This is a genomic window from Roseibium algae (assembly GCF_037783265.1).
Taxonomy (GTDB): domain Bacteria; phylum Pseudomonadota; class Alphaproteobacteria; order Rhizobiales; family Stappiaceae; genus Roseibium; species Roseibium algae.
In genome coordinates this window covers 142,013-165,220 of the sequence record NZ_JBAKIA010000004.1, presented here as the reverse complement: position 1 = coordinate 165,220, position 23,208 = coordinate 142,013, and the positions used below count along the sequence as shown (strand labels likewise).

Sequence of the window (23,208 nt, the reverse complement as noted above, 5' to 3'; positions counted from 1 at the left end):
ATTCAAAGCGCCGCCAGACTGTCCTTGGGGGCCTCGTCCCGTTCATGCATGCCATAATCGCGGATAACACCTGAAACGCGAAGGCGGTAATCCTCAAACAGGACATTGCGCCCCGCGCTCTGGGCCTTGCGGTGAGCCATGATGTTGCGCCATTCATCCAGCGCTTTTTCATCGCGAAAGAACGACAGCGACAGCAGCTTTCCCGGGTTGGTAAGGCTTTCGAACCGCTCGACCGAGACAAACCCGTCGATCCCTTCAAGCACCGGCTTCAGGCTTGCCGCAATGTCGAGATAAGCGGCTTTATGGTCCGCATGTGGCGTGACTTCAAAAATAACAGCGATCAAGGTTTGTCCCTCTCCTTCGATCCTTGCCCAATAGACTCTGTGGCCAAGTTTGGCGTCGATGCCAACTTGAGGAAAGTCCGATCCTCGCGCAGCAGAAATTTCTCCCGTTGCGCGAACTCGTAATTTTCCCGTCCAAGAGGATCGGCACTCAGCCGTTGACGGTAGGCTTCATAAGCGGCAAGGCTTTCAATGTTATACACGCCGTAGGCCAATGTGCTTGAACCTTCATGGGGTGCATAATACCCAATCAGATCCGCCCCACACCGCGGAATGGCAACACCCCAATTGCGGGCGTATTCTTCAAATGCAGAGCGTTTGGTCGGATCTATGTGATAGCGAATGAAACAAGTAATCATGTCAGGTCCTAGCTTTTGTTGCCCTTATGGCTGAGCTCCGGTTTGACACATTGCCATCCCTCGATGCTTCGATTAAGATCGAACTATGCGAGATGGACCTGACATAGCCCTGATTGGATCACTGATTGGCGATCCGGCCCGCGCCAATATGCTGACCGCGCTAATGAGCGGCAAAGCCTTGACCGCGAGTGAACTGGCCGCTGAGGCTGGCATTACGCCGCAAACAGCCAGCTCCCATTTGTCCAAGTTGACCGATGCCGGCCTGGTAAGTTTACGAAAGCAAGGTCGCCACCGATATTTCGCCCTGGCAGACAATGATGTTGGCGCTGCACTGGAAAGCCTGATGGGGTTGGCCGCCAAGAAAGGCCATTTGCGCACACGGACCGGACCTCGAGATCAGGCATTGCGAAAAGCGCGGCTGTGTTACGATCATCTGGCGGGCGATCTCGGCGTTCGGATTTACGACAGCCTTTTGGCGCAAGGCCACCTTTGCGAGACTGACGACGGCCGTCTGGAACTGACAGACGCTGGTCAGAAAAGCCTCACATCCTTTGGCATTGACATGGACAAGGCCCGCCTGACCAAGGGACTGCAATGTCGTTCCTGCCTGGACTGGAGTGAGCGGCGCTATCACCTTGCAGGATCGGTCGGTAGGGCTATTTTGACCCGCCTGAAAGATCTCGGCTGGGCGCAGACATCAAAAGGGTCTCGACTGGCGCATTTCTCCGGGCCTTCAGAACAAGCCCTATTGGAACAGTTCCCACTGGCTAATCCGGAGTGATCATCCACGAGCTGATGCCCATTAAATAAACGCCAGATATAAAAAACCCGGCCGAAGCCGGGCTTTTAAGGTGTGCTCATGCGATGGGGCCACATGAACAGGACGCTATATACATAGACCGAATACTACGGCTACTTATCTCTTTTCACTTCCGACAAGAAGCGATAGAGGCGCTGGGGCAACCATGGCAGACGATCACGATTGTAATCCTGTCTCTGGTTTACCAGCATTGCACGGGCAACATGTACGTTCATGGGTCGTCTCCTTGTATTTGGACTTGAAGCTTTTCGGCTTTCTATTTTCGACCTAGACATACAAAATAGCGCACTTTGTGCACTTATCAAGGTGTACTTAGTGCATTTTTCACTTTTCTTCAAACCACCATCGATTAGCTAGCTAAGCTTTATAAATATAAAAAGGCCCCCATGCAGATGCATAGGGGCCTGATTTAATTGGGAAACTCACGATTTCAGCCATTTAGAGACTGGTTACTCAGGCATTTTCGCGCGCCTTGAACTCGATCCGGCGACGATGGAGGACGGGTTCGGTGTAACCATTGGGCTGTTCAACACCCTTGAAGACCAACTCACAGGCCGCCTGGAATGCGATTGACTTGTCAAAATCAGCCGCCATTGGGCGGTAGAGAGGGTCACCAGAATTCTGTCCGTCAACCACCCCTGCCATACGCTGCATGGTTTCCATAACCTGTTCCTTCGAACACACACCATGACGAAGCCAGTTGGCAATGTGCTGCGAGGAAATGCGCAAGGTGGCCCGATCTTCCATCAAACCGACGTTGTTGATGTCCGGAACTTTGGAACAACCAACGCCCTGCTCGACCCAGCGCACAACATAACCCAGGATGCCCTGCGCGTTATTGTCGAGCTCAGCCTGAATGTCAGCTGCTTCCCAATTCGGACGCTCAGCAACCGGAATCGACAAGATATCTTCAACCTTCGCCGCGTCGCGGGTCTTGAGTTCAGCCTGACGGGCTGGCACAGACACTTTGTGATAATGCAATGCGTGCAAAGTCGCGGCCGTTGGCGACGGGACCCACGCCGTATTGGCACCAGACATCGGATGACCGATCTTCTGTTCCAGCATGGCTTCCATCAGGTCCGGCATGGCCCACATGCCCTTGCCGATCTGCGCGTGTCCTGGAAGTCCGCAAGCAAGACCAACATCAACGTTGTTGTTCTCATAGGCAGAGATCCAGGTCGCAGCCTTCATGTCACCCTTGCGGATCATCGGGCCTGCTTCCATGGAGGTGTGCATCTCATCGCCGGTGCGATCCAGGAAGCCTGTGTTAATGAAGAACACACGGTCCTTGGCAGCGCGAATGCACTCCTTGAGGTTGATCGTAGTGCGACGCTCCTCGTCCATAATGCCCATCTTGATGGTGTTGCGAGCCATGCCCAACACATCTTCGATCCGGTCGAAGAGCTCCACCGCAAAGGCAACTTCTTCAGGGCCATGCATCTTCGGCTTGACGATATAGGCGGAACCGGCGCGGCTGTTCTTGCGTTTACCGTTCGGGCCAATGTCATGCAGCGCGATCAAGGACGTGATCATGCCATCGAGAATGCCTTCAGGCACTTCATTGCCGTCTTTGTCCAACATCGCATCGATTGTCATCAAATGCCCGACGTTACGGATCAACAGCAGGGAGCGGCCATGCAGCGTGACTTCGCCTTTGCCGTCCGGAGCTGTGTAAACGCGGTCGCCATTCATTTTACGGGTGACACTCTTGCCGCCCTTTTCGAAGGTTTCCTGCAGATCGCCTTTCATCAGGCCGAGCCAGTTGGTGTAGACAACAATCTTGTCTTCAGCATCGACAGCCGCAACGGAATCTTCGCAGTCCATAATCGTGGACATAGCCGATTCCAGCACGACATCAGCGATATGCGCCTTATCGGTCTTGCCGATCGGGTGGACTGCATCAATAACGATTTCCGCGTGCAGGCCATTCTTCGATAGCAGAACACTGGAGGGAGCAGCAGCGTCTCCCTTGAAACCAGTGAATTGTGCCGGGTCAGCCAGCGCAACAGAGGCGCTGCCGACAGCTGCGACAAGAGCGCCACCGGAAACTGAAAGACCCGTGACGTCCGTCCATGAGCCGGCGGCCAGTGGTGCGGTTTCGTCCAGAACCTTGCGCGCATAGGCAATGACTTCTGCGCCGCGAGCAGCATCAAAGCCGCCACCAGCTGGCTTGGAGCCCATGGCATCTGTGCCATAAAGCGCATCATACAGAGAGCCCCAGCGGGCATTTGCGGCATTCAGCGCATAGCGTGCATTCATCACAGGCACGACCAGCTGCGCACCGGCAACCGTTGATATTTCAGGGTCAACGTTCGCAGTCGACACGGCAAAATCCGCGCCCTGCGGCACAAGGTACCCAATCTCAGTCAGGAAAGCCTTGTAGGTGGCCATGTCCGGCACACCCTTGTTGGCCTGATGCCAACCATCAATCTTTGCCTGCAATGCATCACGCTTTGACAGAAGAGCGCGGTTTTTCGGAGCAAGATCATGAACAATGGCGGACAGGCCCTTCCAGAAAGCCTCCTTGTCGACGCCAGTGCCCGGAAGGGCTTTATCGTTGATGAACTCATAGAGTTCGCCTGCAACCTGAAGACCGTCTGCATCAATGCGCGCCGTCATCGGAATTCTCCTAGCGATGTGATCGGATCCGATCATTCGATTTACTGCTTATACGTTAAGTGGCCAGAGCAGACATGGTTTGCTCGCACCATCAAAGGTGCCTTTGTCGCGGCAACTGAGCTGCACGTCAATCCAACACAAACTTCAATTACCTTTTCCAAAATGGAAATAATAAAACTTATTTTATCCAATTGAGTTGTTTCGGTTCCCTGATGATCCGACCTTGCACCGCATTGAATTTTCTGCGAAGCCATTTAAATCACACCTGCTCCTCTAAAGTTGACGCTAGGTTTGCGCGCTTTAACTTACTGGCCGAACGCATTCAAACCAGACGCTCGTTGCCCTGTTTCGCATCGATAAGGACATCCATGGCTTTTGCAGCCTCACTGTTTAGACAGCACGTCTTTGGCAATGCATTCCTGCTTCTGATCCTGACCACCTTGATGTGGGGCGGAAACACAGTTGCCGGTCGTCTTGCCATCGGTGAAGTCTCGCCAATGGCTGTGGTGTCTTTACGTTGGTTCATTGTCGCCTTTGTCATGGTGTGCGTGACCCGTACCGACCTGAAAGAGGAATGGCCGCTTGTGCGCACCAACTTGGGTCGTCTCATCCTAATGGCCACGTTCGGTTTCACCGGCTTCAACACGCTGTTCTACATTGCAGCCCATCATACAACGGCCGTTAATCTGGGCATTATTCAGGGCGCAATGCCTGTTCTCGTGTTGATTGGTGCCGTCCTGACCTTCGGTGTCCGTGTTCGCGCCCTACAGGTTCTGGGCATCCTGATCACTCTGGCAGGTGTCGCCATGGTCGCCGCACAAGGCGATCTCCAATTGCTATTGAACCTGTCAGTCAATCCGGGCGATGGCATCATGCTGATCGCCTGCCTGTTCTATGCTTGCTATACGCTGTCTCTGCGCGCACGCCCCAAGATCTCGGGCATGGTTTTTTTCACCGTCCTGTCAATCATCGCAGCGCTGACATCCCTGCCCGGCTTCTTCTACGAATTGGCAACGCATACTCTGCAAATGCCAACCCCTAAAGGCTGGCTGATCGTATTGTATATCTCGCTATTCCCCTCCAGCCTTGCACAGATTTTCTTTATGCGCGGCGTGGAACTGATCGGACCATCCAGAACCGGTGTCTTCATCAACCTTGTGCCAATATTCGCAGCAGGTCTTGCGATCCTGATCCTCGGTGAACCATTTCACACCCACCATGCCATTGCGCTGGTGCTAGTGCTGGGCGGGATCTGGCTGTCCGAACGTAAAGCCAGCCCGAAATGACCAACTGACGTCAGGCAGGAAGCCATAACCTCAGAATTACGGCAATGCTGCCTTGGCATTGCCGCAAGAGCTTGGCAAATTGCCCCTATGGAAACACCGATCATCATCGCTGCCTTTGCCGCGCTCCTCATTACAATTGCCTTGATGCAGCCCCTTGCCCGAAAACTGGGACTCGCTCCCAGCGTGGTCCTGGCCATGGTTGGGACATTGATCGGGATTGCCGCCACCTACCTGCTCTACACACCGCATCTGGATACCTTCAACGCCATTGCTCTGGTGTTTGTTGATCCTCCTCTGGATGCCGAGAAAATCCTCTACGTTTTCCTGCCGATCCTTCTCTTTCAAACGACGCTGACCCTTGATGTGCGGCGTATCTTTGAGGACATCGGCGCGATCCTGCTCATGGCGGTCATCGCCGTGTTCGTGGCCACCTTTTTCATCGGCTTTGCGCTTTACCCGCTGGCTGGCGTGCCTCTTGTCGCCTGTCTGTTGCTGGGAGCAATTGTGGCCACCACGGACCCAATTGCCGTTGTCGCCATTTTTCGCGACATCGGCGCACCAGCGAGGCTTGGCCGGATCGTCGAAGGCGAAAGCTTATTGAATGATGCAGCCGCCATTGTGATCTTCGTCATCTTGCTGGGCATTTTGACCGGTAGCCAGCCTCCCGATGCACCCCAGGCGGCCATTGCGTTTGTCCGCTCATTTGCTGGTGGCATTATCGTCGGCATCCTGATTGCACGGCTGGCTGTCATGACCCTCCCAATGATGCGGGATCTTCCCCTGGCGCAGGTCACTCTCAGTCTCGCCTTGCCCTATCTGGTCTATGTGGTATCTGACCAGTTTGCCGATGTCTCTGCCGTTGTTGCAGTCGTTTCCGCTGGCATCGTGTTCAATCTCTATGGCCCATCTCGCATCACACCAAAAAGCTGGACCTTCCTGCATGATGTCTGGCAGCAGATCGCCTTTCTGGCATCGTCTCTGATCTTCATACTGGTCTCGATCCTGATCCCCCGTCTGGTCTCAGGCTTCGCACTGCTGGACATTCTTCTGCTGCTGGTGCTCATCGTTTCGGCTCTTGCTGCGCGGGCTGTCGTGATTTTCGGATTGCTTCCGGTCCTCTCGCAAATGCGTATGGGAGAGGTCGTCAACAACCGCTTCAAAACCGTCATCCTTTGGGGCGGAATGCGCGGTGCAGTCACGTTGACACTCGCTCTGAGTGTGTCGGAACACGAAGCCCTGACTGAAGACGTCAGTACATTCGTCACCAAACTGTCCACCAGCTTCGTATTGTTCACCCTGATGGTCTATGGCACCAGCCTGAAGCCTCTCATACGTCTATTGAAACTGGATCGACTGTCCGCACGGGATGAGGCTTTGCGCAATCAGTTCCTCTCTCTGGTGCTGTCAGACATTAGCCAGGAAGTTGCCGCAACAGCCAAAGCCTATCAAATCGAGCCAAGGGTGGCTGAGCCGGTCAAGCAGTATTACGAAGATCGAACACAGGCTGTTGCAGAGGCCACGGTTTCTCTTGATGACCTGAAGGATAAGGAACGCGTCATCCTCGGGCTTGTCGCCCTGGCCGACCGTGAACGCGAGCTTGTGCTCACGCACTTCCATGAAAAGACCATCTCCAATCGCTCGATTTCCCAACATTTGGAAGCAGCCGGTCGGATTGGCGATATGGCCAGAACCGAAGGCCGGGCCGGATACAATCGTGCCGCCCGCATACCACTGCAGTTTGACAAGCAATTCCGGTTCGCACAGTGGCTTCATCGCCGGTTGAAAATGCAGCACGCCCTGTCCGTCCAGATCGCCGACCGGTTTGAGTTTCTACTGGTCAGCCGAATAATCGCCGGTGAACTGGTGACCTTCAACCAGCAGCGCGTCCGTCCTCTGGTCGGCAAACGCGTGGCGCGCATTCTGGATGAAACGTTGTGCGGCCGACGCGACGATACGTTGAAAGCCATTGAAGCCCTGCGCTTACAGTACCCCGATTATGCCGATGCCCAGGAAAGGCTTTTCTTGAGAAAAGCCGGGCTCCGCCTGGAAGAAACAGCCTATGCGGATGCGCACTCCCAAGCCTTGATTGGAGAGGAACTCTACAACGACCTGACCAATGACCTATCGCACGCGCGCCAACAAACCAATCAACGCCCGCCGCTTGACCTTGGTCTGAACACAGAAGACTTGCTGGCTCAACATGAGCTCTTTTCCGACCTCAGCCTAGAACGCAGGACGCAGTTGGTCAAGCTGATGCACCCCCATTTTGCAACGCCGGGCGAGATGCTGATCCAACACGGCGAGCGGGGAGATACGGTCTACTTCATTTCCTCTGGTGCCGTCGAAGTTCAGACCCCGACAAGTTCGTTCCGGCTTGGACGCGGCGACATGGTGGGCGAGATCGCTTTGGTCACAGGCAAGCCCCGCACGGCTGATGTCATTGCGCTGGGCTATTGCCAACTCCTCACCCTGTCTGCCGCAGACTACGCAACACTGATGGAGCAAGCTCCAGACATCAAGGCTCATATGGACGAGTTGTCGGCAAGTCGCCAATCCATCAACGCCGAAGACAAATCAGAAACCTGACCCAGGACAGCCCAGACACCTGTTCATAAATAGCCCATAGATGAAGTGCATGGAGCCTTTACACGACTTAAATGTTCTCTTATTGTTCTCATCTGTATAAGAGGGCAGATTCATGGATGTTCAGACTGCTAAATATAACCGCTTCAAAGCCCTTCATTACAAGTCGAAGGCATTTGTCATCCCCAACCCCTGGGATGCTGGCTCCACGCGCCTTTTAAGCAGCATGGGATTTGAAGCCCTGGCTACGACAAGCGCTGGATATGCGTTTTCTGTCGGCAAGCGGGATTCATTTGCCGGGCTCAGCCGCGACGAGCTTCTGGCAAACGCTGCTGCGATTGTTGCGGCGACCCACTTGCCGGTGTCCGCAGATCTTGAAGACGGCTTTGGCCCCGAACCAGAAACATGTGCCGAGACCATCAAATTGGCCTCGCAGACCGGGCTGGTCGGGGGATCAATTGAAGATGCGACCGGGGATGCGGATCATCCGATTTATGAAATTTCAGCAGCTGTTGAGCGCATTACAGCAGCAGCAGAGGCTGCCAAAGGTCTCCCGTTCCTTTTAACGGCACGCGCTGAAAATCATCTGTGGAACCGTAACGATCTCAAGGACACCATACGGCGGCTTCAGGCATTTTCCGAAGCCGGTGCAGATGTCCTCTATGCGCCGGGTCTGCCTGATATTGAAGCCATCAGCACCGTTTGCCGCGAAGTCGACAAACCTGTGAATGTGGTCATGGGCCTTACAGGGGCATCTTACTCGGTCGCAGAACTCTCTGCTGCAGGCGTGTCGCGCATCAGTGTTGGAGGGTCTTTCGCACGAGCTGCATTGGGCGCGCTTAAACGCGCGGCGGAAGAAGTTCTGGGCGATGGTACTTTCTTCTACGCCAAGGATGCAATGCCCGACAGCGTCGTGAGCCAACTGATGTCACAGGACAAAGAGAACGAGCGAAATTGAGCAGGCCGAGCAGATCTTACGCTGGTTCTTGACAATTTTGACGTCAGAGAGGTGCTGAGCAGATCACGCACAAGGACCTCATCATGCCCTATGCAGCAAAACAGCAGACGTGCATGATCAAAACACCCAGTGATAACATTGTACCTATCCCCAAAGCCGCAAACAGCCAAGGGTCATTGCGGATTTCTTCCAGAAAGTTGCTCAGCTCAAAGCCCTTTGCATCTGCGTCAGTTTCATCAGCTTTATTGATCATTTTACTCCCCCCACTCAACTATAGCAGGCGCTTTGCTTCAGGCGCCAGCTCTTCTTTCCATCAGGCGCTTTCTTCTGTTTCAGCGTCTTTTTTGCCGCCGAACAAACCGCCAAGCCAACCCTTTTTCTCGTCCCCGGATTCGGCATCCTGAGAGCCCTCTGCAGGAGCTTCGCCAGCAGCTTCGTCAGTTGCGCTCGGAGCCACCGTTTCACTGAATGTTGCGAAAAACTCACCGGCGAGGCGCTTGGACGTGCTGTCGATCAGGCGCGCACCCAGCTGAGCAATCTTGCCGCCGATCTTTGCATCCACGTCATAATGCAAAATGGTTGCATCTGGTCCGTCGTCTTCAAGGCGAACGACCGCGCCACCTTTTGCAAAGCCTGCAACACCGCCAGATCCTTCGCCGACAATCTTGTAGCTTTCAGGCGGATTGAGATCCTCAAGCGTGACCTTGCCGCCAAACTTGGCCTTAACCGGACCGACCTTCAGCGTGACTTTGGCCTCCATTTCGGTGTCAGAGTGCTTTGTCAGCTCTTCGCAGCCCGGAATACAAGCCTTGAGAACCTCTGCATCGTTGAGGGCGGCCCAAACCTTTTCACGTGGCGCTTCAATGCGTTGGCTGTCTGACATCTTCATGAATAGTTACTCCGGTTTTTCGATCCATTGAATGCTACGCGCAATTGGCTTCCTCTGACAATCCGCGCTGGCCCTTACTACGAATGCAAAGGATTTCAGCCAAAATGGAGAGAGCTATTTCATCCGGTGTAATGGCACCAAGGTCAAGGCCTGCCTGGGCCTTCACCCACGCTAATTCTTCAACCGATATGCCAAAGCCTTTCAGTTTCTCGCGCAGCGCGGTTGCCATTTACCACTTCCGACACGTGCAACATACTCCGGCCCGATGGAGACCGCTGCGTTCAAGGCATCCTGATCGCCAGAACATAAAGCTCCTCGCCTGTTGCAAACGGTTCATCGGCTCGTGCTGACCTTCCTTGAGAAGGACAAACACTCAGGGCGGCACCTACACATTATTTCCGATTTGAAGAAGGGCTTATTCCGCAATCCATAATTGTTGACAATCAACCATTTCGCCTGACCAAACGACAGCGGAACGACCTTGCTCTCGCCCCACGCCGGGCCTAAGCTTCATGGCATATTTGACAATCCTATGAACACGCATGCATCAGCACCTTCGACTCCGGTCCACTGATGCCCTGCCACATAGTCATGATACATAACGAGGAAACACCGATGACACTTGCCGGAAAAATCATTCTTGTAACCGGAGCCAGCTCCGGCATCGGACGCCAGACCGCCAAAGCCTTTCTGGAGGCTGGAGCCAGCGTCGTCTTGACCGGAAGACGAGAGGATCGTCTGCAGGAAACAGCCAAGAATGCAGGCGGAGATGCCCTTTGCGTGCCTTGCGACGTATCGGATGCAGCTCAGGTTGATGAGCTGTTTGCCGCAATCAAGGGCAAGTACGGACGGCTGGATATGTGCTTTAACAATGCTGGCAATAATGTGCCCTCAGCTCCGATCGACGAGATCAGCGTCGAAGACTGGCAGAAGGTTCTGAACGTCAACCTGCATGGCGCATTCCTGATCGCGCGCGGAGCATTCGGCATGATGCGCCATCAAGACCCCCAAGGCGGGCGGATTATCAACAATGGTTCGATTTCGTCCGAAGTGCCGCGTCCAGGTTCCGCGCCTTACACAGCCACCAAACACGCCATCACAGGCCTGACAAGAACCTTGTCCCTGGATGGCCGAGCCTTCAACATCGCCTGCGGCCAGATCGACATTGGCAATGCAGCCTCGGAAATGACCGCGAATTTTGCCCAGGGCCTGCCTCAAGCCAACGGCACCTCGATGCCGGAGCCGGTGATGGATGCGAAGCATGTTTCCGACGCAGTGCTTCACATGTCGGATCTGCCCTTATCCGCCAACGTCCAGTTCATCACCGTGATGGCCACCAACATGCCCTTCATCGGGCGCGGCTGAACTGACACCTTGACTGATTGAGCTCCCCCTTCGCCGACATGGCAGAGGGGGAGTGCTCCATAGCTTTGCCTGATCGAGGCAACGCGAATTGGTTCGCGCCTCTCAAAAAACCTCACATCACTCGATGACTTCGCCAATCAGCATTTGCGGGGTTATATTTGTGAAATTCGGCACATCTGCGAGGACAGGATCCGCAATCCCCATAGCAGCGTCAAACTGGCTCTGATCCGGGAAGATCATGCTTGCAATTGCATAATAGGCAGGAGGAGTGCCCTGGCCGCCAGCAACTCCTTTTGTTACCAGCATGTCCTCAACAAACGAGCCCAGATGTTCTGCCACCAGCGGGATATGCTTGGTCGCGTAGTAATCATAATCAAAGGTAGACCCCTTCGTGATCGGGTAGATTACCTGCAATGAAATCGCCATATTGTCCTCCGTGGCGGGCCGTTATCGACGACGCCTGTCTTAAATGCTGTCTAAAATTATATCTGAGTGGCTCTTCGCAGATTTGTAATTCTGCAAGCCTCAGGGCTTATTGATATCACCTTGCGCACTGTCTTGTATGTGAAGTTCCTTCCGCCCCACAACCATCTCTCGTTTTCCGGCAAAGCCTCTCTGCTTTTCAATGCTGAAGCCGGCGCTGATGAGATTTCGCCGTACCCAGCCCGCAGACGAATAGGTCGCCAGTGTGCCACCTTCTGCGGTCAGTTCATAAGCTGACTTCAACAGCGTATCGCCCCAAAGCTCCGGATTTTTCGACGGGCTGAAACCGTCCAGAAACCAGGCATCGACGAGCGGCAACTCCACATCACCTGCACCAACATCAGCAATCATGTTCCGCGCATCGCCGATGGCCAGAACCAGATCAGCTCCTTTGATCGGCAGCTTTGACCAGCCGGATGTGGGCGGCCAGGCATCCAGCAGCTCTGCGGCTTCGCCCGCCAGCTCCGGAAAAGCAGACAGGGCACGGGACAGCTGGTCCCGAGTCATTGGAAACAGCTCGAACGATAGAAAAGTCAGCTTTGGCGGATCAGTGATCAGGCGCAGGGCCTGCAACGTGGTCAGGAAACTCAGACCCGTTCCAAAACCGAATTCGGCAATGGTGAAAGCCTCCCGCCCCCGCCAGCGCTCCGGCAATTGATTTCCGCCCAGAAACACATGGCGGGTTTCCGCCAGACCACCAGCGCGTGAGAAATACGTGTCCTGAAAGGCTGGCGCGCGTGGCACGCCGTCTTCCAGCCATTCCAGCTCGGGAGCCTGTTGCGGCTGATCACTCATTGGGCGTTCTCATAGATGGTTTTCCGGCAGGTCTTGAACTTCTGTGCTTCTCCTCTTAAGCGGACACTGCGGGCAGATAAAGACAGGATTGTTTCCTCTCCACATTGCCCAGCGCTCAAAACGAAAGACCCGTCATGTCTTCTACACCACGCGATCACTACGACCTTGCCATTGTCGGCGGTGGAATCTTCGGCCTGTCGATTGCCTACAAGGCGCTGAAGGCTGGTCTTTCCGTGGTTCTGATTGAGCGCGACAAGGTCGGAGCTGGCTCTAGCGGCGGTGTTCTGGGCGCATTGATGCCTCATATGCCAGCCCGCTGGAACCCGAAGAAAGAGTTTCAGTTTCAGGCCCTCCATCAGCTGGAGGCATATGCGCGGGGACTGGAAGCAGAAACCGGCATTGCCACCGGCTATCGGCGCTGTGGCCGCATCCTGCCGCTGACCACGCAGGACAAGCTCGATCATCATATGGAACGGGCAGAAGAGGCGTTGGAGCGTTGGAATCCGGCAGACACAGGCTTTTCCTATCAAGTCGAGCCAGCAGGCAGCAGGTCTGATTGGCTGAACGGGGCTTCTGCGCCCTTTGGCATTGTCTATGAAACACTGGCTGCCCGCATTGCGCCGCGTGATTATCTCGCCGCGCTTGCCGCTTATGTGCGGGAAAAGGGTCGCCTGATTGAAGGCACGCGTTTTGAAGGCTACGCTGAAGACACTGGCGCGCTTTCTGTTTCCGATGCCACCGGGCAAATTTCCTCGGACCGGCTCGTGCTTGCAAGCGGCCCTGCTGCCTTCGCGCAAATAGAAGCCCTCACCGGTCAGATGATCGGACGCGGCGAGAAAGGCCAAGCCTTGCTGCTGGAAGGCGCTGGACTGGAAGAAAAACCCGCGATCTATTGCGACGGACTTTATGTGGTGCCCCATGATGATGGCACTGTGGCCGTTGGCAGCACATCAGACAGGCACTATGAGACAACCGAAGTTGACCCAGTACGCACGCAAGATCTGATCACGCGCGCCACGGCGTTCTGTCCGGCACTGGAGGGACGTGAGGTTCTGACCGTTTGGGCAGGCATTCGGCCCCGTTGCTCAAAACGCGACGCCCTGGTTGGCCTGCTGCCTGGAACAGATCGAACTTACGTTGCCACCGGAGGCTACAAGATCTCTTTCGGCATTGCCCATCTGATTGCAGATGCCCTTGTCGGTGAACTGACCGGAAGCGTTCCACAAGTTCCTCTGCCACCGAGCTATTTGCCTGCGCATCATTTTCCCTGAAGCACTAAAAAAGGCACCCCAAGAGGTGCCTGAAAACGTTCTCGCCAAGAAGGTGTCTGTCGTTATTCCAATGCAAAGCTGGCCAACGCATAAAGCACGTAGCCAGACAGCGCCATTGATCCCCAGAACAGCACGTTCTTGGCAACCCAAAACACCGTTGCCATCGCAGTTTTGCGAGTTGTATCGGTGATTTGCGCGGCTGTAGATGCCATCCCGTCTGGTTCTCCAGCATTTCTACGTTTTGATTTCATCGAATGAAACCTAGGCACCGGTCCATTAACGATTCGTAAATCACCGATTTTAACTTTTATGAAACCGTTGATTAAATCGAATGGTCCTCAGGTTTTTGTAAGCGTACCAGTTTGACCAGCACTGTCCTTGAAATCGATCCGCAATTGCCTAACGTCCGCCTCCTCTTATGCATCATACCATATAACATAGGTTGAGAAAATGACCCTTGCCAGTGTCCGCCAGCACCTCGCCGAAGCTGCGCCCGAATTGACCGTGCTGGAAACCGATGGCAGCAGCGCAACGGTTGAACTGGCCGCTGCAGCCCATGGCGTCGCGCCTGCTCAAATTGCAAAGACCCTGTCATTCCGACTGAAAGAGGATGTTTTCCTCGTGGTCGCATGCGGCGATGCACGGCTCGACAACAAAAAGGCAAAAGCTGCCTTTGGCGGTAAGGTTAAAATGCTTGGCCGGGATGAAGTGGAAGACATCACCGGTCATCCGGTTGGCGGCGTCTGTCCGTTTGGGCTGGCACAGCCGCTCAAGATCTATCTGGACGAAAGCCTCAAGGCGTTTGACGAGGTGATCCCGGCAGCAGGCGCGGTCAACGCTGCCGTTCGCATATCTCCAACGCGCATGGCAGAGATCACCGCTGGCACTTGGGTGAACGTGTGCCAGGATCAAGAAGGCTGAGAGGTTTTGTCCTGTTATCGCCTATTGGGCGACATACCAGTCCTTGCGATGATTCATGGCAATGATTGCATTCAGAACGAACGCCCCGAACAACGAGGCCAAAACAGCGGTGCTATCGATTACCAAAAAACTGATGGCGAAGATCAATATATCTGCGCTTAGCTGAAACCATCCAGCCCGAAACCCTGTGCGGTCTTGAATATATAGCGCCAGCATTCCAAGACCGCCTGCACTTGCTCCATGACGAAAAAGAGCGATCAGACCGATCCCAGCCGTGCACCCGGCCAGCAGCGCCGCAATCATCACATTCAAATGAGCATAAGCGATCACGTGGGGCGCAAATTCGGCAAGAACGGAAATCGCGGTGGCTGATATGAACGATTTGAGCGTGAAGGCCGTCCCCATACGCTGAAAAGCGAAGGCATAAAACGGCAGATTGACGAGAAAGAAGACAAGGCCGAAGCTCCAGCCGCTCGCATAAGAGATCAGCAACGACAGGCCTGCTGTCTGCCCGGTGATCAATCCACAGGCGCGCAACATCGATACGCCGAAGGCTGTCATCAAGATGCCCCAGGCCTGCCCCTGGAGGTTATCGAAAACACTGTGAGCTGCCGAAGCGCCATCAGGCTTGGTTTCAAGAGGCTTTGCAGAAACAGGTGAGGAATTCGAGCTGCCGTTTTGATGATTTAATTTCAAGAGAGAATGCCCCAGTGACTTTATGAGTCCGTGACTTATTCCTCCCACCAAAAGGATAGGCAGTTCATATCTATTAGTCCAGCGCAGACTAAGACGTTGCTCGGTCCTTAAGAATCGAACCAAAGATCAAGCTTAGTCCCCATCACCCCGCTCTCGCGAGGCAAGATAGGCCAATCCACCGAGCGCCACGACAGCAAGAAGGCCCTTGGACTTCACCAATTCCGGCAGAATGGAAATCGCGGCAGCTGTCGCCAAACGCTGTGTCTCTCTTCGGCGCGATTGACGCTTCTTCTCACGGGACTTCAACACCCCAACCACAATCAGGATCACGCAGCCAATGCTGGCCATCGCCCCGGCAATAAGAAGTGCCGCCGTCACAGGCCCAAAGATAGGCACCAGATAGGCACCCGCAGCAATCAAACCAGCCAGATAGGCGCTCGCAAAGAAGAATACGGCCAGCGCGGTCAGAACGGCGTTTCGTTTAGCCCGGCGATACGTGCCCTGAACGTCGCGCGTTGCGTAAGTCAGCGCCTGCGATAAAGGCCTCATCACCATCAGCGCCGCAACAGAGCTGAGAGCAAAAACCCAACGCCGACGGCAATGCCAATGGATTGGAGAGGATGCTTGCGAACATGCGCCACCAGCGCACGCTCATAAGCCTGAAGATCAGCGGTCAGATCCTCCAAGGCTTCCTCGGACATTTTCGTCAGATCATCTCCAGCTTCACTCGCCCGCGTTTTGTATTCATCCGCCTTGCCTTCGCCAAACTTCTTGAGTGACCCTGCCAAGGCAGAAATATCGCTGCGAATGCGTTTAATGTTTTCTTCGATTTCACGCGCAGTGACGGCCTCGTCTGAGTTCGCAGACGAGGAAGAACTTGCAGATTTGGCAGTCGCCATCATATCGCTCCAGTATTATGTTCGATCCAGTCAACATGCCCGTTTCAAGTCAAAAACATAGGCAGCACGCCCGCAATAGTCCAGTTCGAATAACCATTTACACAGCAGTCGGCGCGGCTCTTCGAACCCATGGCCAATTTATCGAATCCCAGGTTGCGTCAATTCGCAACGCCACAGAACCATTGCCATAAAACCTGAGCATGATAGTTTTCTTTTCAGGATTTTAAAAAGGAGCACCCGATGCTTGGACTGTCCCGCCGGGAACTTCTTCTGGGCAGCGCCGGAACCGCTACGGCCTTCGCGACAGGCGGATTGATCGGACTTGAAGCCAACGCAGCAGACATGACCTTGCCGATCACCAGGTTCGATCACTCAATTGTTTCCGGCGAGATCACAAAGGGCATCATGGGCTTTGGCAAAGACGCTCCGCCGCCAGTCCTGCGCATGCGGCAAGGTCAGCCCTTTTCAGTGGATGTGGTCAACGAGCTGAATGAGGCCTCAGTGGTCCATTGGCACGGCATGCGCATTCCAAACCAGATGGATGGTGTCCCTTATCTCACTCAGACTCCAATCGAACCTGGAGAGAGCTTCCGCTACAGCTTCACGCCGCCGGACGCGGGCACCTACTGGTACCACCCCCATTGCAACACTCTGGAGCAGATGGCCCGTGGTCTCACGGGTGTCATGGTGGTCGAAGACGCCGAGGACCCAGGGTTTGATCAGGATCTTCCGCTGAACATCCGAGACTTCCGACTTGGCGGTGACGGGCAATTCATTGCACTCTTCAAACCGCGCAGTGCGGCGCGTGGCGGGACACTTGGTACAGTCTCGACGATCAACTGGAACGTTGCGCCAGTCTATGACCTTCCTGCTGGCAGCCTTGTGCGTCTTCGTCTTGCAGTGACGGATTTGACGCGGGTCGGCACTTACGACCTGAATGGCGGTGAGGCTGAAGTCATCGCCCTGGATTCCAATCCGCTGCCCCTGACTGCGGTCAACCTGAAAACGCCGGAGGGTGTCATTCTGGCACCTGGCCAGAGAGCTGACATCGCCCTGCGTGTTCCGGACAGCGAAGAGCAAGTGGTCACCTTGACCCGCAGAACGCCAAAAGGACCCAAGGTTCTGGCCAGCTTCCATCCAGTGGGTGCCAGTGCGAACCGAAGCCTTGCAGAGCTCAAGCCGCTGGCCCTCAACCCGATTCCAGAGGCCGACCTTGCCAATGCAGAGATCGTCGAATTTGTCTTTGGCTGGACACCGGACGGCACAACGCCAGAGCCCAGCATTTGCGGCTCGCTCGGCTATACGTTCTGGTCGATCAACCGTGTAGCCTGGGAGGGAGACACCCCCGGACCGGTTGATCCGCTTGCGGTCTTCAAGCAAGGCAAGTCCTACATTCTAAGACTGCGCAACGAGACCCAAAATGCGCATCCGATCCACCTGCATGGATTGTCTTTCAAGCTGCTGAGATCGAACAAGCGCGCTATTCCACCGCTGATCACCGACACAGCACTGCTGATGAAAGGCGAAACCATGGAAGTCGCCCTGGTGGCTGATAATCCCGGCAACTGGGCTTTCCATTGCCATGTCATCGAACACCAGAAAACCGGCCTGACCGGATACATCCGCGTGGATGCCTAGAACAAGACCCATCTGACACCCAACGTCAGCTGGGCAAGTATTCCTTGCTCCAGCTTTCGCTGACGTCGCCGGACTTGATTATACTTTGAATGGCTTCTTTCCCGTAGCCCAGTTCTTCCAGGATCACCCGCGTGGAAGTGCCGAATTTCTCAGATGGCGATACAGCCGTGACCTCACCGACAACCGTGCGCACGGCGTAGGGATCCAGCTGGGTTATTTCATGACCACTGGGGTGATCCGGGTAGTGAGAGAAGGAATAGCTGCCATTTTCCGTGCCGTTGAGACCATCAGCCAGCCGGGTGTTATCAGCGCGAAGTGCATCGATATTGTCACAGATCGCCACGCCGATGTCAGCTGCACGCAAACGCTCTACCCAATCCGCCGCAGACGCGCTTTGGAATGCATTGGACAGGAATGCCGCCCGCTCTTCCTTGGTGATCTCAGACACGCCTTCCATGCCCTCGACCGATTCAAATCTGGGTAGATCCTGTTCATACGCGCTGAGCAATACATAAACGCCAGATGCTGTGCTGTAGAACCGGGACAGAGGGTCGTAGCCACTGACCTCCGGACCCGATGGCTCGTTGAAAAGTCCCCGTCCGCGAAAGTCGAACGCAAAAGGAATTTGCAACAAACCGGCATTTGCATTCAGCGAGGTGCGGCCGCGCCCAATGCGTCCGTGCCGGTACTTCTGGTAAAGCGCGGTCGCAATCGCCAGCGCGCCACCAAAGCCACACATCACATCGATTGTGCCAACATGGGCATGCTCTTCCGGGCGCTCCATCGCCCCACCAAAGCGCAACATGATCCCGGTGACCGCCTGCACGAGGTCATCATAGCCGATGTAATCGGTACGGGTGCCGCGACGCACGCCGCCAAAGCAGTCCAGCTTGCAAAACAGAACATCAGGATTGAGTTTGCGCAGGCTGTCTGCATCCAGCCCCATGCGCTTGATCTGGCTATCTGGAGCATTCCAGACAATCACATCGACGCTCTTGACCAGATCCTCAAAGACCTTTCGTCCGTGTTCGCCCTTGATGTTGGCCAGAATAGACCGCTTGCCGCGCATCTGCGACAGCCCGTAGACAACCGTGTTCCAGCTGTCATACATCGGGACAGCCGGGTCCAGCTTGATGACCTCTGCGCCAAAGCGGGCCAAATAACTTGCAGAGTGCGGCCCCGCGATCACATTGCAAAGATCCAACACCCGGACGCCCGACAACCAACCTTTGGTCTCGACACCATCTTCAGGATCAGGAATATCTGTCTTGATGCGCTTGAACACCTTGAGCGCTTCATTGAACTCCACCCAGCGGCGCGGCTCTGGCGTCAGCGCCTCCTCGCCGCTTTCCTCCATCCAGACAACGGGCCCCGGCTGGGTCATCTCGCCATAGACCGGGTCCTCGACATCGATCATCAAGCCTGACATTTCGGCGTATTCATCATTCACCCATTCCTGAAGCCACCGCTGAGGCGCGCCCGGAATACCGGCCCGGCCGAACATCTTTTGCCACTCGTGCGATGTGCGGGTCATGAAAACCTCTTTCATCCGCGCGGCAATCTTGTCCGCCCACTCCTTGGGCATCGGATAAACGCCCAGAGAGGTTGAGGACGACCACTCGGAAACGGGTTTATACGTATCCTCTTCTTCGGTAAGGCCCTCTTCAAACATCTCATCCAGAAGGCCCAGGACTTCAAGACAGCGACGGGCATGGAGATTGTGACTGGGACAGACCACGTAGAACATTCTGCCGTCTTTGCACATGTAGCTGCGGAAGAACGGATCAAGCAGCTCCTGCAGATCCTCATAGCTCACATTCATCGGCAGGCCTTCGATACGCCGCCGTTCGATCTCTTGTTCCCGCTGGGTCAGATAGCGTTCGGGCATATCTGCGACCTTGATCGAGTTGTAGCAAAGCCCTTCCATAACGGCGGCTGCCAAAGGCACTTCGATCTGATCGCCAACCCCGGTCAGCTGCCTTGATTGAAGGGCCAGAACCACTGATGACGTTGCAATCTGAGTGGCATAGGCGGAGGCCAGAGGCAGGGGTGAGAACGACGGATTGATGCCCATCAACACCCGGTTCAGGCCCATATCCGTGAAGACCCCGGAACTGGCGGCAACCACACTTTCAAAGGCGCGCCAGTCACGCCGGACCTGATCATTGGAAGCAAAGCCGGGCACCGAAATTGTGATGAGCTCGGGACGCTCTTCCCGCATCCTGGCAAAATCAACCCCCAGCGCAGCCAGCTTTCCGGGGCGAAAATTCTCCACGATGACATCCGCCTGAGCGCAGAGTTCAAGTGCTCGCTCCAGTCCTTCCTTCGACTTCAGGTCGATCGAGACAATCATCTTGTTGCGGTTCAAGATGGCATTGGCCGGATTGTCCCACATGTCGCCGCCGGGCGGATCAATATGAACGACAGCAGCCCCAAGGTCACCAAGCAGCATGGCAACCGCAGGACCGGCGATATACTGGCCGAAATCAACGACCTTGACGCCCTTGAGAGGCAATTTTGACATGACAGGATTTTTCATAATTCCTCCAAAGAGCTAGGTCAGGACCAACATTCGACCCGCTGTTAGGCGTTGTCGGCCAAAATCCAGCCTGCGGCCTTTTCGGCAATCATCAAGGTCGGTGAGTTGGTGTTACCGGCTGTGATCTCCGGCATGATGCTGGCATCCACCACGCGCAGTCCTGTAACCCCGCGCACGCGCAAATGCGGGTCCAGAACGGCCATTGGGTCATCATCGCGCCCCATCTTGACCGTGCCGACCGGATGGAAAATCGTGTTGGCGATATCGCCCGCCAATTGCGCCAGTTCCGCGTCGCTCTGATACTGAACACCCGGCTTGAATTCTTCAGGATCGTATTTCTTCATTGCCTCGCCTGCCATGATTTCCCGGACCTGACGAAGGCTGTGAGCCGCGACCTTACGGTCGTCTTCCGTGTCGAGATAATTCGGGGCAATCATCGGCGCATCTTTGTAATTGGCAGAGCGAATGCGCACGTGCCCCCGACTTGAAGGCTTCAAATTGCACACGCTGACGGTCATCGCCGGGAAGCTGTGAAGGTCCTCGCCAAAGGCCTCAAGGCTGAGGGGCTGGACATGATACTCCAGATTGGCGTGGCTCTGGCCGGGATCAGACCTCGTGAATGCCCCCAGCTGACTTGGCGCCATGCTCATGGGACCGGATCGTTTAAACGCATATTCCAGGCCGATCTTTGCCTTGCCGATCAGCGAATTGGCCAAAGTGTTCAAGGTTCGGGTGCCGTTGACCTTGAACACCGCTCGGATTTGAAGGTGATCCTGCAGGTTTTCACCAACGCCAGGCGCATCCACAATGACGTCAATGCCGTGCGCGTTCAGCAGGTCGACTGGTCCAACGCCTGAGAGTTGCAGGATCTGGGGGGAGCCAATCGCCCCTGCCGACAAAATGACTTCCCTAGTGGCATGAACAACGCTCGACGTGCCTGAGCGATCCACCTTTGCGCCTACACAGCGCGGGACCCCGCCAATTTCAGTACCGGCCTCAAACACCAGATGCTCGACCTGCGCCTCGGTCCAAACAGTCAGGTTCGGACGCTTTTCCGCTGGTTTCAGGAAAGCCTTCGATGTGTTCCAGCGCCAACCGGACCGTTGATTGACATCAAAATATCCAACGCCCGCATTGTCGCCGCTGTTGAAATCATCCGTTTTGCTGATGCCGCACTCATTGGCTGCATCCGAAAACGAGTCCAGCACATCCCAGCGCAGACGCTGCTTCTCCACCCGCCATTCGGCGCCATGGCCATGCATGTCGGAAAAACGGCTGTTGTCGCCGGTCTGCGGATCTGCCCCATCGTCCAGCTTGTAGTGGTTTTCGTGCTTCTTGAAATCTTCCAGAGACTGCAACCAGCCCCAGGCTTCCTCGCCAGTGCTGGCGGCCCAATTGTCATAATCGCGAGACTGCCCGCGCATGTAGATCATGCCGTTGATCGACGAACAGCCGCCAAGTGTCTTGCCTCGGGGATAGCGCAGCTTGCGTCCGTTCAGGCCCTTGTCAGGCTCGGTCTCAAACAGCCAATCCGTTCGTGGATTGCCAATGCAATAAAGATAGCCGACAGGAATATGGATCCAGGGATACGTGTCGCGCTTACCGGCCTCTAGCAACAAGACCTTGTTGGACGGATCGCGGCTCAGGCGGTTGGCGAGCAGGCACCCGGCAGATCCACCACCTACAACGATGTAATCAAAGCTGTTTTCCGTTGCCATGAGCCTGTCCATCCCTCTTGCGTCTTTTTGTCAGAGACACTTTTGTTGAGGCAGCGCAAAAAATCCAATGACAATCGACACAGAGACATATTAGAAATTTTTATATGCAGAGACTTACCAGCGTGAACAACATCCTTGCCTTTGTCACCGTCGCTCGTGAGGGCAGCGTTTCGCGGGCGGCTGAGGTGTTGAACCTGACGCAACCCGCTGTCAGTCACCAGATCAAACGCCTTGGGGAAGACACCGGCAGCGTGCTGTTCACTCGCACAGCAACAGGACTGGTACTGACCCGTGACGGCGCGGCCTTACGCACCAAGGCCGAACAGGTGCTGCAGGCCCTCGCAGACTTTGACCGCAGCGCAGAACGTCGCATCGGACAGATCGGCGGACGTCTCAGACTAGGAACAATCGTTGACCCGGAGTTTATCCGGTTAGGGCAGTTTCTGGTTCAGCTGCGAGAGACCTATTCCGAGTTGAAACCTGAACTGACCCATGGCGTCAGCGGCGATGTGCTGGAGCGCTTGAAACGCAATAAACTCGACGCCGGTTTCTTTTTGAGCGGGCCAGATCCTTATGAGATGTTGCCGCCGGACAGCGACGGGCAGTTCGTTTTTACAAAACTTGCCGATTTCCGATATCGGGTGATTGCACCTGCCGGATGGCGTTCGGAGATCGAGGGACGCGACTGGCCGGACCTTGCGCGCCTGCCCTGGATCGGCACACCGACCTCATCGGTCCATCGCCGTCTTCTCGACAATATCTTCCGAGGGCTCGGCTGTGAGCAAAACGTCGTGGCGCAGGTGGATCAGGAAATCTCCATGATCGAAATGGTGCGCTCCGGCATGGGTTTGAGCCTGTGCCGCGAGTCGCTTGCCTTGCATAACAACCAGGCCTACGGGGTTGAGTTGTCCGACGTCGTCTCGGTCGATGCGTCTTTAAGCTTTGCCACATTGGCCAGCCGAAAAGACACCCCCACCTTGCGTGCCGTGCTCGACCTGCTGAATGAGATATGGGAATTTTCGAGCTAG

The 23,208-nt window shown here is 55.3% G+C and carries 24 protein-coding genes; 9 read left to right on the top strand and 15 right to left on the bottom strand.

The window, feature by feature from the left end:
* Positions 1–2 precede the first annotated feature (2 nt).
* On the bottom strand, positions 3–344 hold the full coding sequence (locus V6575_RS07115; RefSeq protein WP_340273530.1) for an antibiotic biosynthesis monooxygenase family protein: 342 nt from the start codon (positions 342–344) through the stop codon (positions 3–5).
* Positions 341–700, bottom strand: a complete 360-nt coding sequence (locus V6575_RS07110) for an NIPSNAP family protein (RefSeq protein WP_340273529.1) — start codon at positions 698–700, stop codon at positions 341–343. The genes V6575_RS07115 and V6575_RS07110 overlap by 4 nt, the downstream gene beginning before the upstream one ends.
* An 85-nt stretch (positions 701–785) precedes the next feature.
* Here V6575_RS07110 and V6575_RS07105 point away from each other — a divergent pair, with 85 nt between their 5' ends.
* The gene (locus V6575_RS07105) at positions 786–1,481 is read left to right on the top strand and encodes an ArsR/SmtB family transcription factor (RefSeq protein WP_340273528.1); all 696 of its coding nucleotides are present in this window, start codon (positions 786–788) and stop codon (positions 1,479–1,481) included.
* A 131-nt stretch (positions 1,482–1,612) separates the two neighbouring features.
* Here the strand turns inward: V6575_RS07105 and V6575_RS07100 are convergent, their stop codons facing one another.
* Together V6575_RS07100 and V6575_RS07095 are read right to left on the bottom strand one after the other, a co-directional pair.
* The gene (locus V6575_RS07100) at positions 1,613–1,735 is read right to left on the bottom strand and encodes a hypothetical protein (protein ID WP_340273526.1); all 123 of its coding nucleotides are present in this window, start codon (positions 1,733–1,735) and stop codon (positions 1,613–1,615) included.
* A 238-nt stretch (positions 1,736–1,973) separates the two neighbouring features.
* Positions 1,974–4,139 carry a malate synthase G gene (locus V6575_RS07095; RefSeq protein ID WP_340273524.1) on the bottom strand — a complete coding sequence of 722 codons (2,166 nt, stop codon included), beginning with the start codon at positions 4,137–4,139 and terminating at the stop codon, positions 1,974–1,976.
* Between the two features lie 368 nt (positions 4,140–4,507).
* Here V6575_RS07095 and V6575_RS07090 point away from each other — a divergent pair, with 368 nt between their 5' ends.
* From V6575_RS07090 to V6575_RS07080, 3 genes are all read left to right on the top strand, one after another.
* A complete protein-coding gene (locus V6575_RS07090; RefSeq protein ID WP_340273522.1) occupies positions 4,508–5,425 on the top strand; it encodes a DMT family transporter in 918 nt (305 codons plus the stop codon).
* An 87-nt stretch (positions 5,426–5,512) separates the two neighbouring features.
* Positions 5,513–8,011, top strand: coding sequence for a cation:proton antiporter (locus V6575_RS07085; protein ID WP_340273520.1), 2,499 nt, complete (start codon positions 5,513–5,515; stop codon positions 8,009–8,011).
* A gap of 112 nt (positions 8,012–8,123) precedes the next feature.
* Entirely contained in the window at positions 8,124–8,966 is an 843-nt protein-coding gene (locus V6575_RS07080) for an isocitrate lyase/PEP mutase family protein (RefSeq protein WP_340273518.1), read from the top strand.
* Between the two features lie 88 nt (positions 8,967–9,054).
* On the opposite strand, the gene V6575_RS07075 is transcribed toward V6575_RS07080, so the two are convergent.
* Genes V6575_RS07075 through V6575_RS07065 form a run of 3 tightly spaced genes read right to left on the bottom strand, consistent with a single transcriptional unit; the run spans position 9,055 to position 10,084 of the window.
* Positions 9,055–9,219, bottom strand: coding sequence for a hypothetical protein (locus tag V6575_RS07075; RefSeq protein ID WP_340273516.1), 165 nt, complete (start codon positions 9,217–9,219; stop codon positions 9,055–9,057).
* A 60-nt stretch (positions 9,220–9,279) separates the two neighbouring features.
* Entirely contained in the window at positions 9,280–9,855 is a 576-nt protein-coding gene (locus V6575_RS07070; protein ID WP_340273514.1) for an SRPBCC family protein, read from the bottom strand.
* Positions 9,856–9,889: 34 nt separating this feature from the next.
* Positions 9,890–10,084 carry an XdhC family protein gene (locus tag V6575_RS07065; protein ID WP_340273512.1) on the bottom strand — a complete coding sequence of 65 codons (195 nt, stop codon included), beginning with the start codon at positions 10,082–10,084 and terminating at the stop codon, positions 9,890–9,892.
* 386 nt (positions 10,085–10,470) lie between these two features.
* Between V6575_RS07065 and V6575_RS07060 the strand changes: the two genes are divergently transcribed.
* Positions 10,471–11,220, top strand: coding sequence for an SDR family oxidoreductase (locus tag V6575_RS07060; protein WP_340273510.1), 750 nt, complete (start codon positions 10,471–10,473; stop codon positions 11,218–11,220).
* A 117-nt stretch (positions 11,221–11,337) separates the two neighbouring features.
* On the opposite strand, the gene V6575_RS07055 is transcribed toward V6575_RS07060, so the two are convergent.
* Together V6575_RS07055 and mnmC2 are read right to left on the bottom strand one after the other, a co-directional pair.
* Positions 11,338–11,646 (bottom strand): EthD family reductase, encoded by a 309-nt coding sequence (locus tag V6575_RS07055; RefSeq protein ID WP_340273508.1) that lies wholly within the window; start codon positions 11,644–11,646, stop codon positions 11,338–11,340.
* Positions 11,647–11,745: 99 nt separating this feature from the next.
* Positions 11,746–12,498, bottom strand: a complete 753-nt coding sequence (gene mnmC2 / locus V6575_RS07050; RefSeq protein ID WP_340273506.1) for a tRNA (5-methylaminomethyl-2-thiouridine)(34)-methyltransferase MnmC2 — start codon at positions 12,496–12,498, stop codon at positions 11,746–11,748.
* Positions 12,499–12,632: 134 nt separating this feature from the next.
* On the opposite strand from mnmC2, the gene V6575_RS07045 reads away from it, so the two are divergent.
* Positions 12,633–13,769: an NAD(P)/FAD-dependent oxidoreductase gene (locus tag V6575_RS07045; protein ID WP_340273505.1), complete on the top strand. Its 1,137-nt coding sequence runs from the start codon at positions 12,633–12,635 to the stop codon at positions 13,767–13,769.
* Between the two features lie 62 nt (positions 13,770–13,831).
* Here the strand turns inward: V6575_RS07045 and V6575_RS07040 are convergent, their stop codons facing one another.
* On the bottom strand, positions 13,832–13,981 hold the full coding sequence (locus tag V6575_RS07040; RefSeq protein WP_340273504.1) for a hypothetical protein: 150 nt from the start codon (positions 13,979–13,981) through the stop codon (positions 13,832–13,834).
* A 238-nt stretch (positions 13,982–14,219) separates the two neighbouring features.
* Between V6575_RS07040 and V6575_RS07035 the strand changes: the two genes are divergently transcribed.
* Positions 14,220–14,690: a YbaK/EbsC family protein gene (locus V6575_RS07035; protein ID WP_340273503.1), complete on the top strand. Its 471-nt coding sequence runs from the start codon at positions 14,220–14,222 to the stop codon at positions 14,688–14,690.
* 21 nt (positions 14,691–14,711) lie between these two features.
* On the opposite strand, the gene V6575_RS07030 is transcribed toward V6575_RS07035, so the two are convergent.
* The 3 genes from V6575_RS07030 to V6575_RS07020 form a co-directional block, all read right to left on the bottom strand.
* The gene (locus tag V6575_RS07030; RefSeq protein ID WP_340273502.1) at positions 14,712–15,386 is read right to left on the bottom strand and encodes a YitT family protein; all 675 of its coding nucleotides are present in this window, start codon (positions 15,384–15,386) and stop codon (positions 14,712–14,714) included.
* A 132-nt stretch (positions 15,387–15,518) separates the two neighbouring features.
* A complete protein-coding gene (locus V6575_RS07025) occupies positions 15,519–15,935 on the bottom strand; it encodes a hypothetical protein (protein WP_340273500.1) in 417 nt (138 codons plus the stop codon).
* Between the two features lie 5 nt (positions 15,936–15,940).
* Positions 15,941–16,285: an ElaB/YgaM/YqjD family protein gene (locus V6575_RS07020; protein ID WP_340273498.1), complete on the bottom strand. Its 345-nt coding sequence runs from the start codon at positions 16,283–16,285 to the stop codon at positions 15,941–15,943.
* 240 nt (positions 16,286–16,525) lie between these two features.
* On the opposite strand from V6575_RS07020, the gene V6575_RS07015 reads away from it, so the two are divergent.
* Positions 16,526–17,923, top strand: a complete 1,398-nt coding sequence (locus tag V6575_RS07015) for a multicopper oxidase family protein (protein WP_340273496.1) — start codon at positions 16,526–16,528, stop codon at positions 17,921–17,923.
* Positions 17,924–17,948: 25 nt separating this feature from the next.
* Here V6575_RS07015 and V6575_RS07010 read toward each other — a convergent pair whose 3' ends face one another.
* On the bottom strand, positions 17,949–20,462 hold the full coding sequence (locus V6575_RS07010) for a CoA transferase (protein ID WP_340273495.1): 2,514 nt from the start codon (positions 20,460–20,462) through the stop codon (positions 17,949–17,951).
* Between the two features lie 44 nt (positions 20,463–20,506).
* Positions 20,507–22,180 carry a GMC family oxidoreductase gene (locus V6575_RS07005; RefSeq protein WP_340273494.1) on the bottom strand — a complete coding sequence of 558 codons (1,674 nt, stop codon included), beginning with the start codon at positions 22,178–22,180 and terminating at the stop codon, positions 20,507–20,509.
* A gap of 104 nt (positions 22,181–22,284) precedes the next feature.
* Between V6575_RS07005 and V6575_RS07000 the strand changes: the two genes are divergently transcribed.
* Positions 22,285–23,208, top strand: coding sequence for a LysR family transcriptional regulator (locus V6575_RS07000; RefSeq protein WP_340273493.1), 924 nt, complete (start codon positions 22,285–22,287; stop codon positions 23,206–23,208).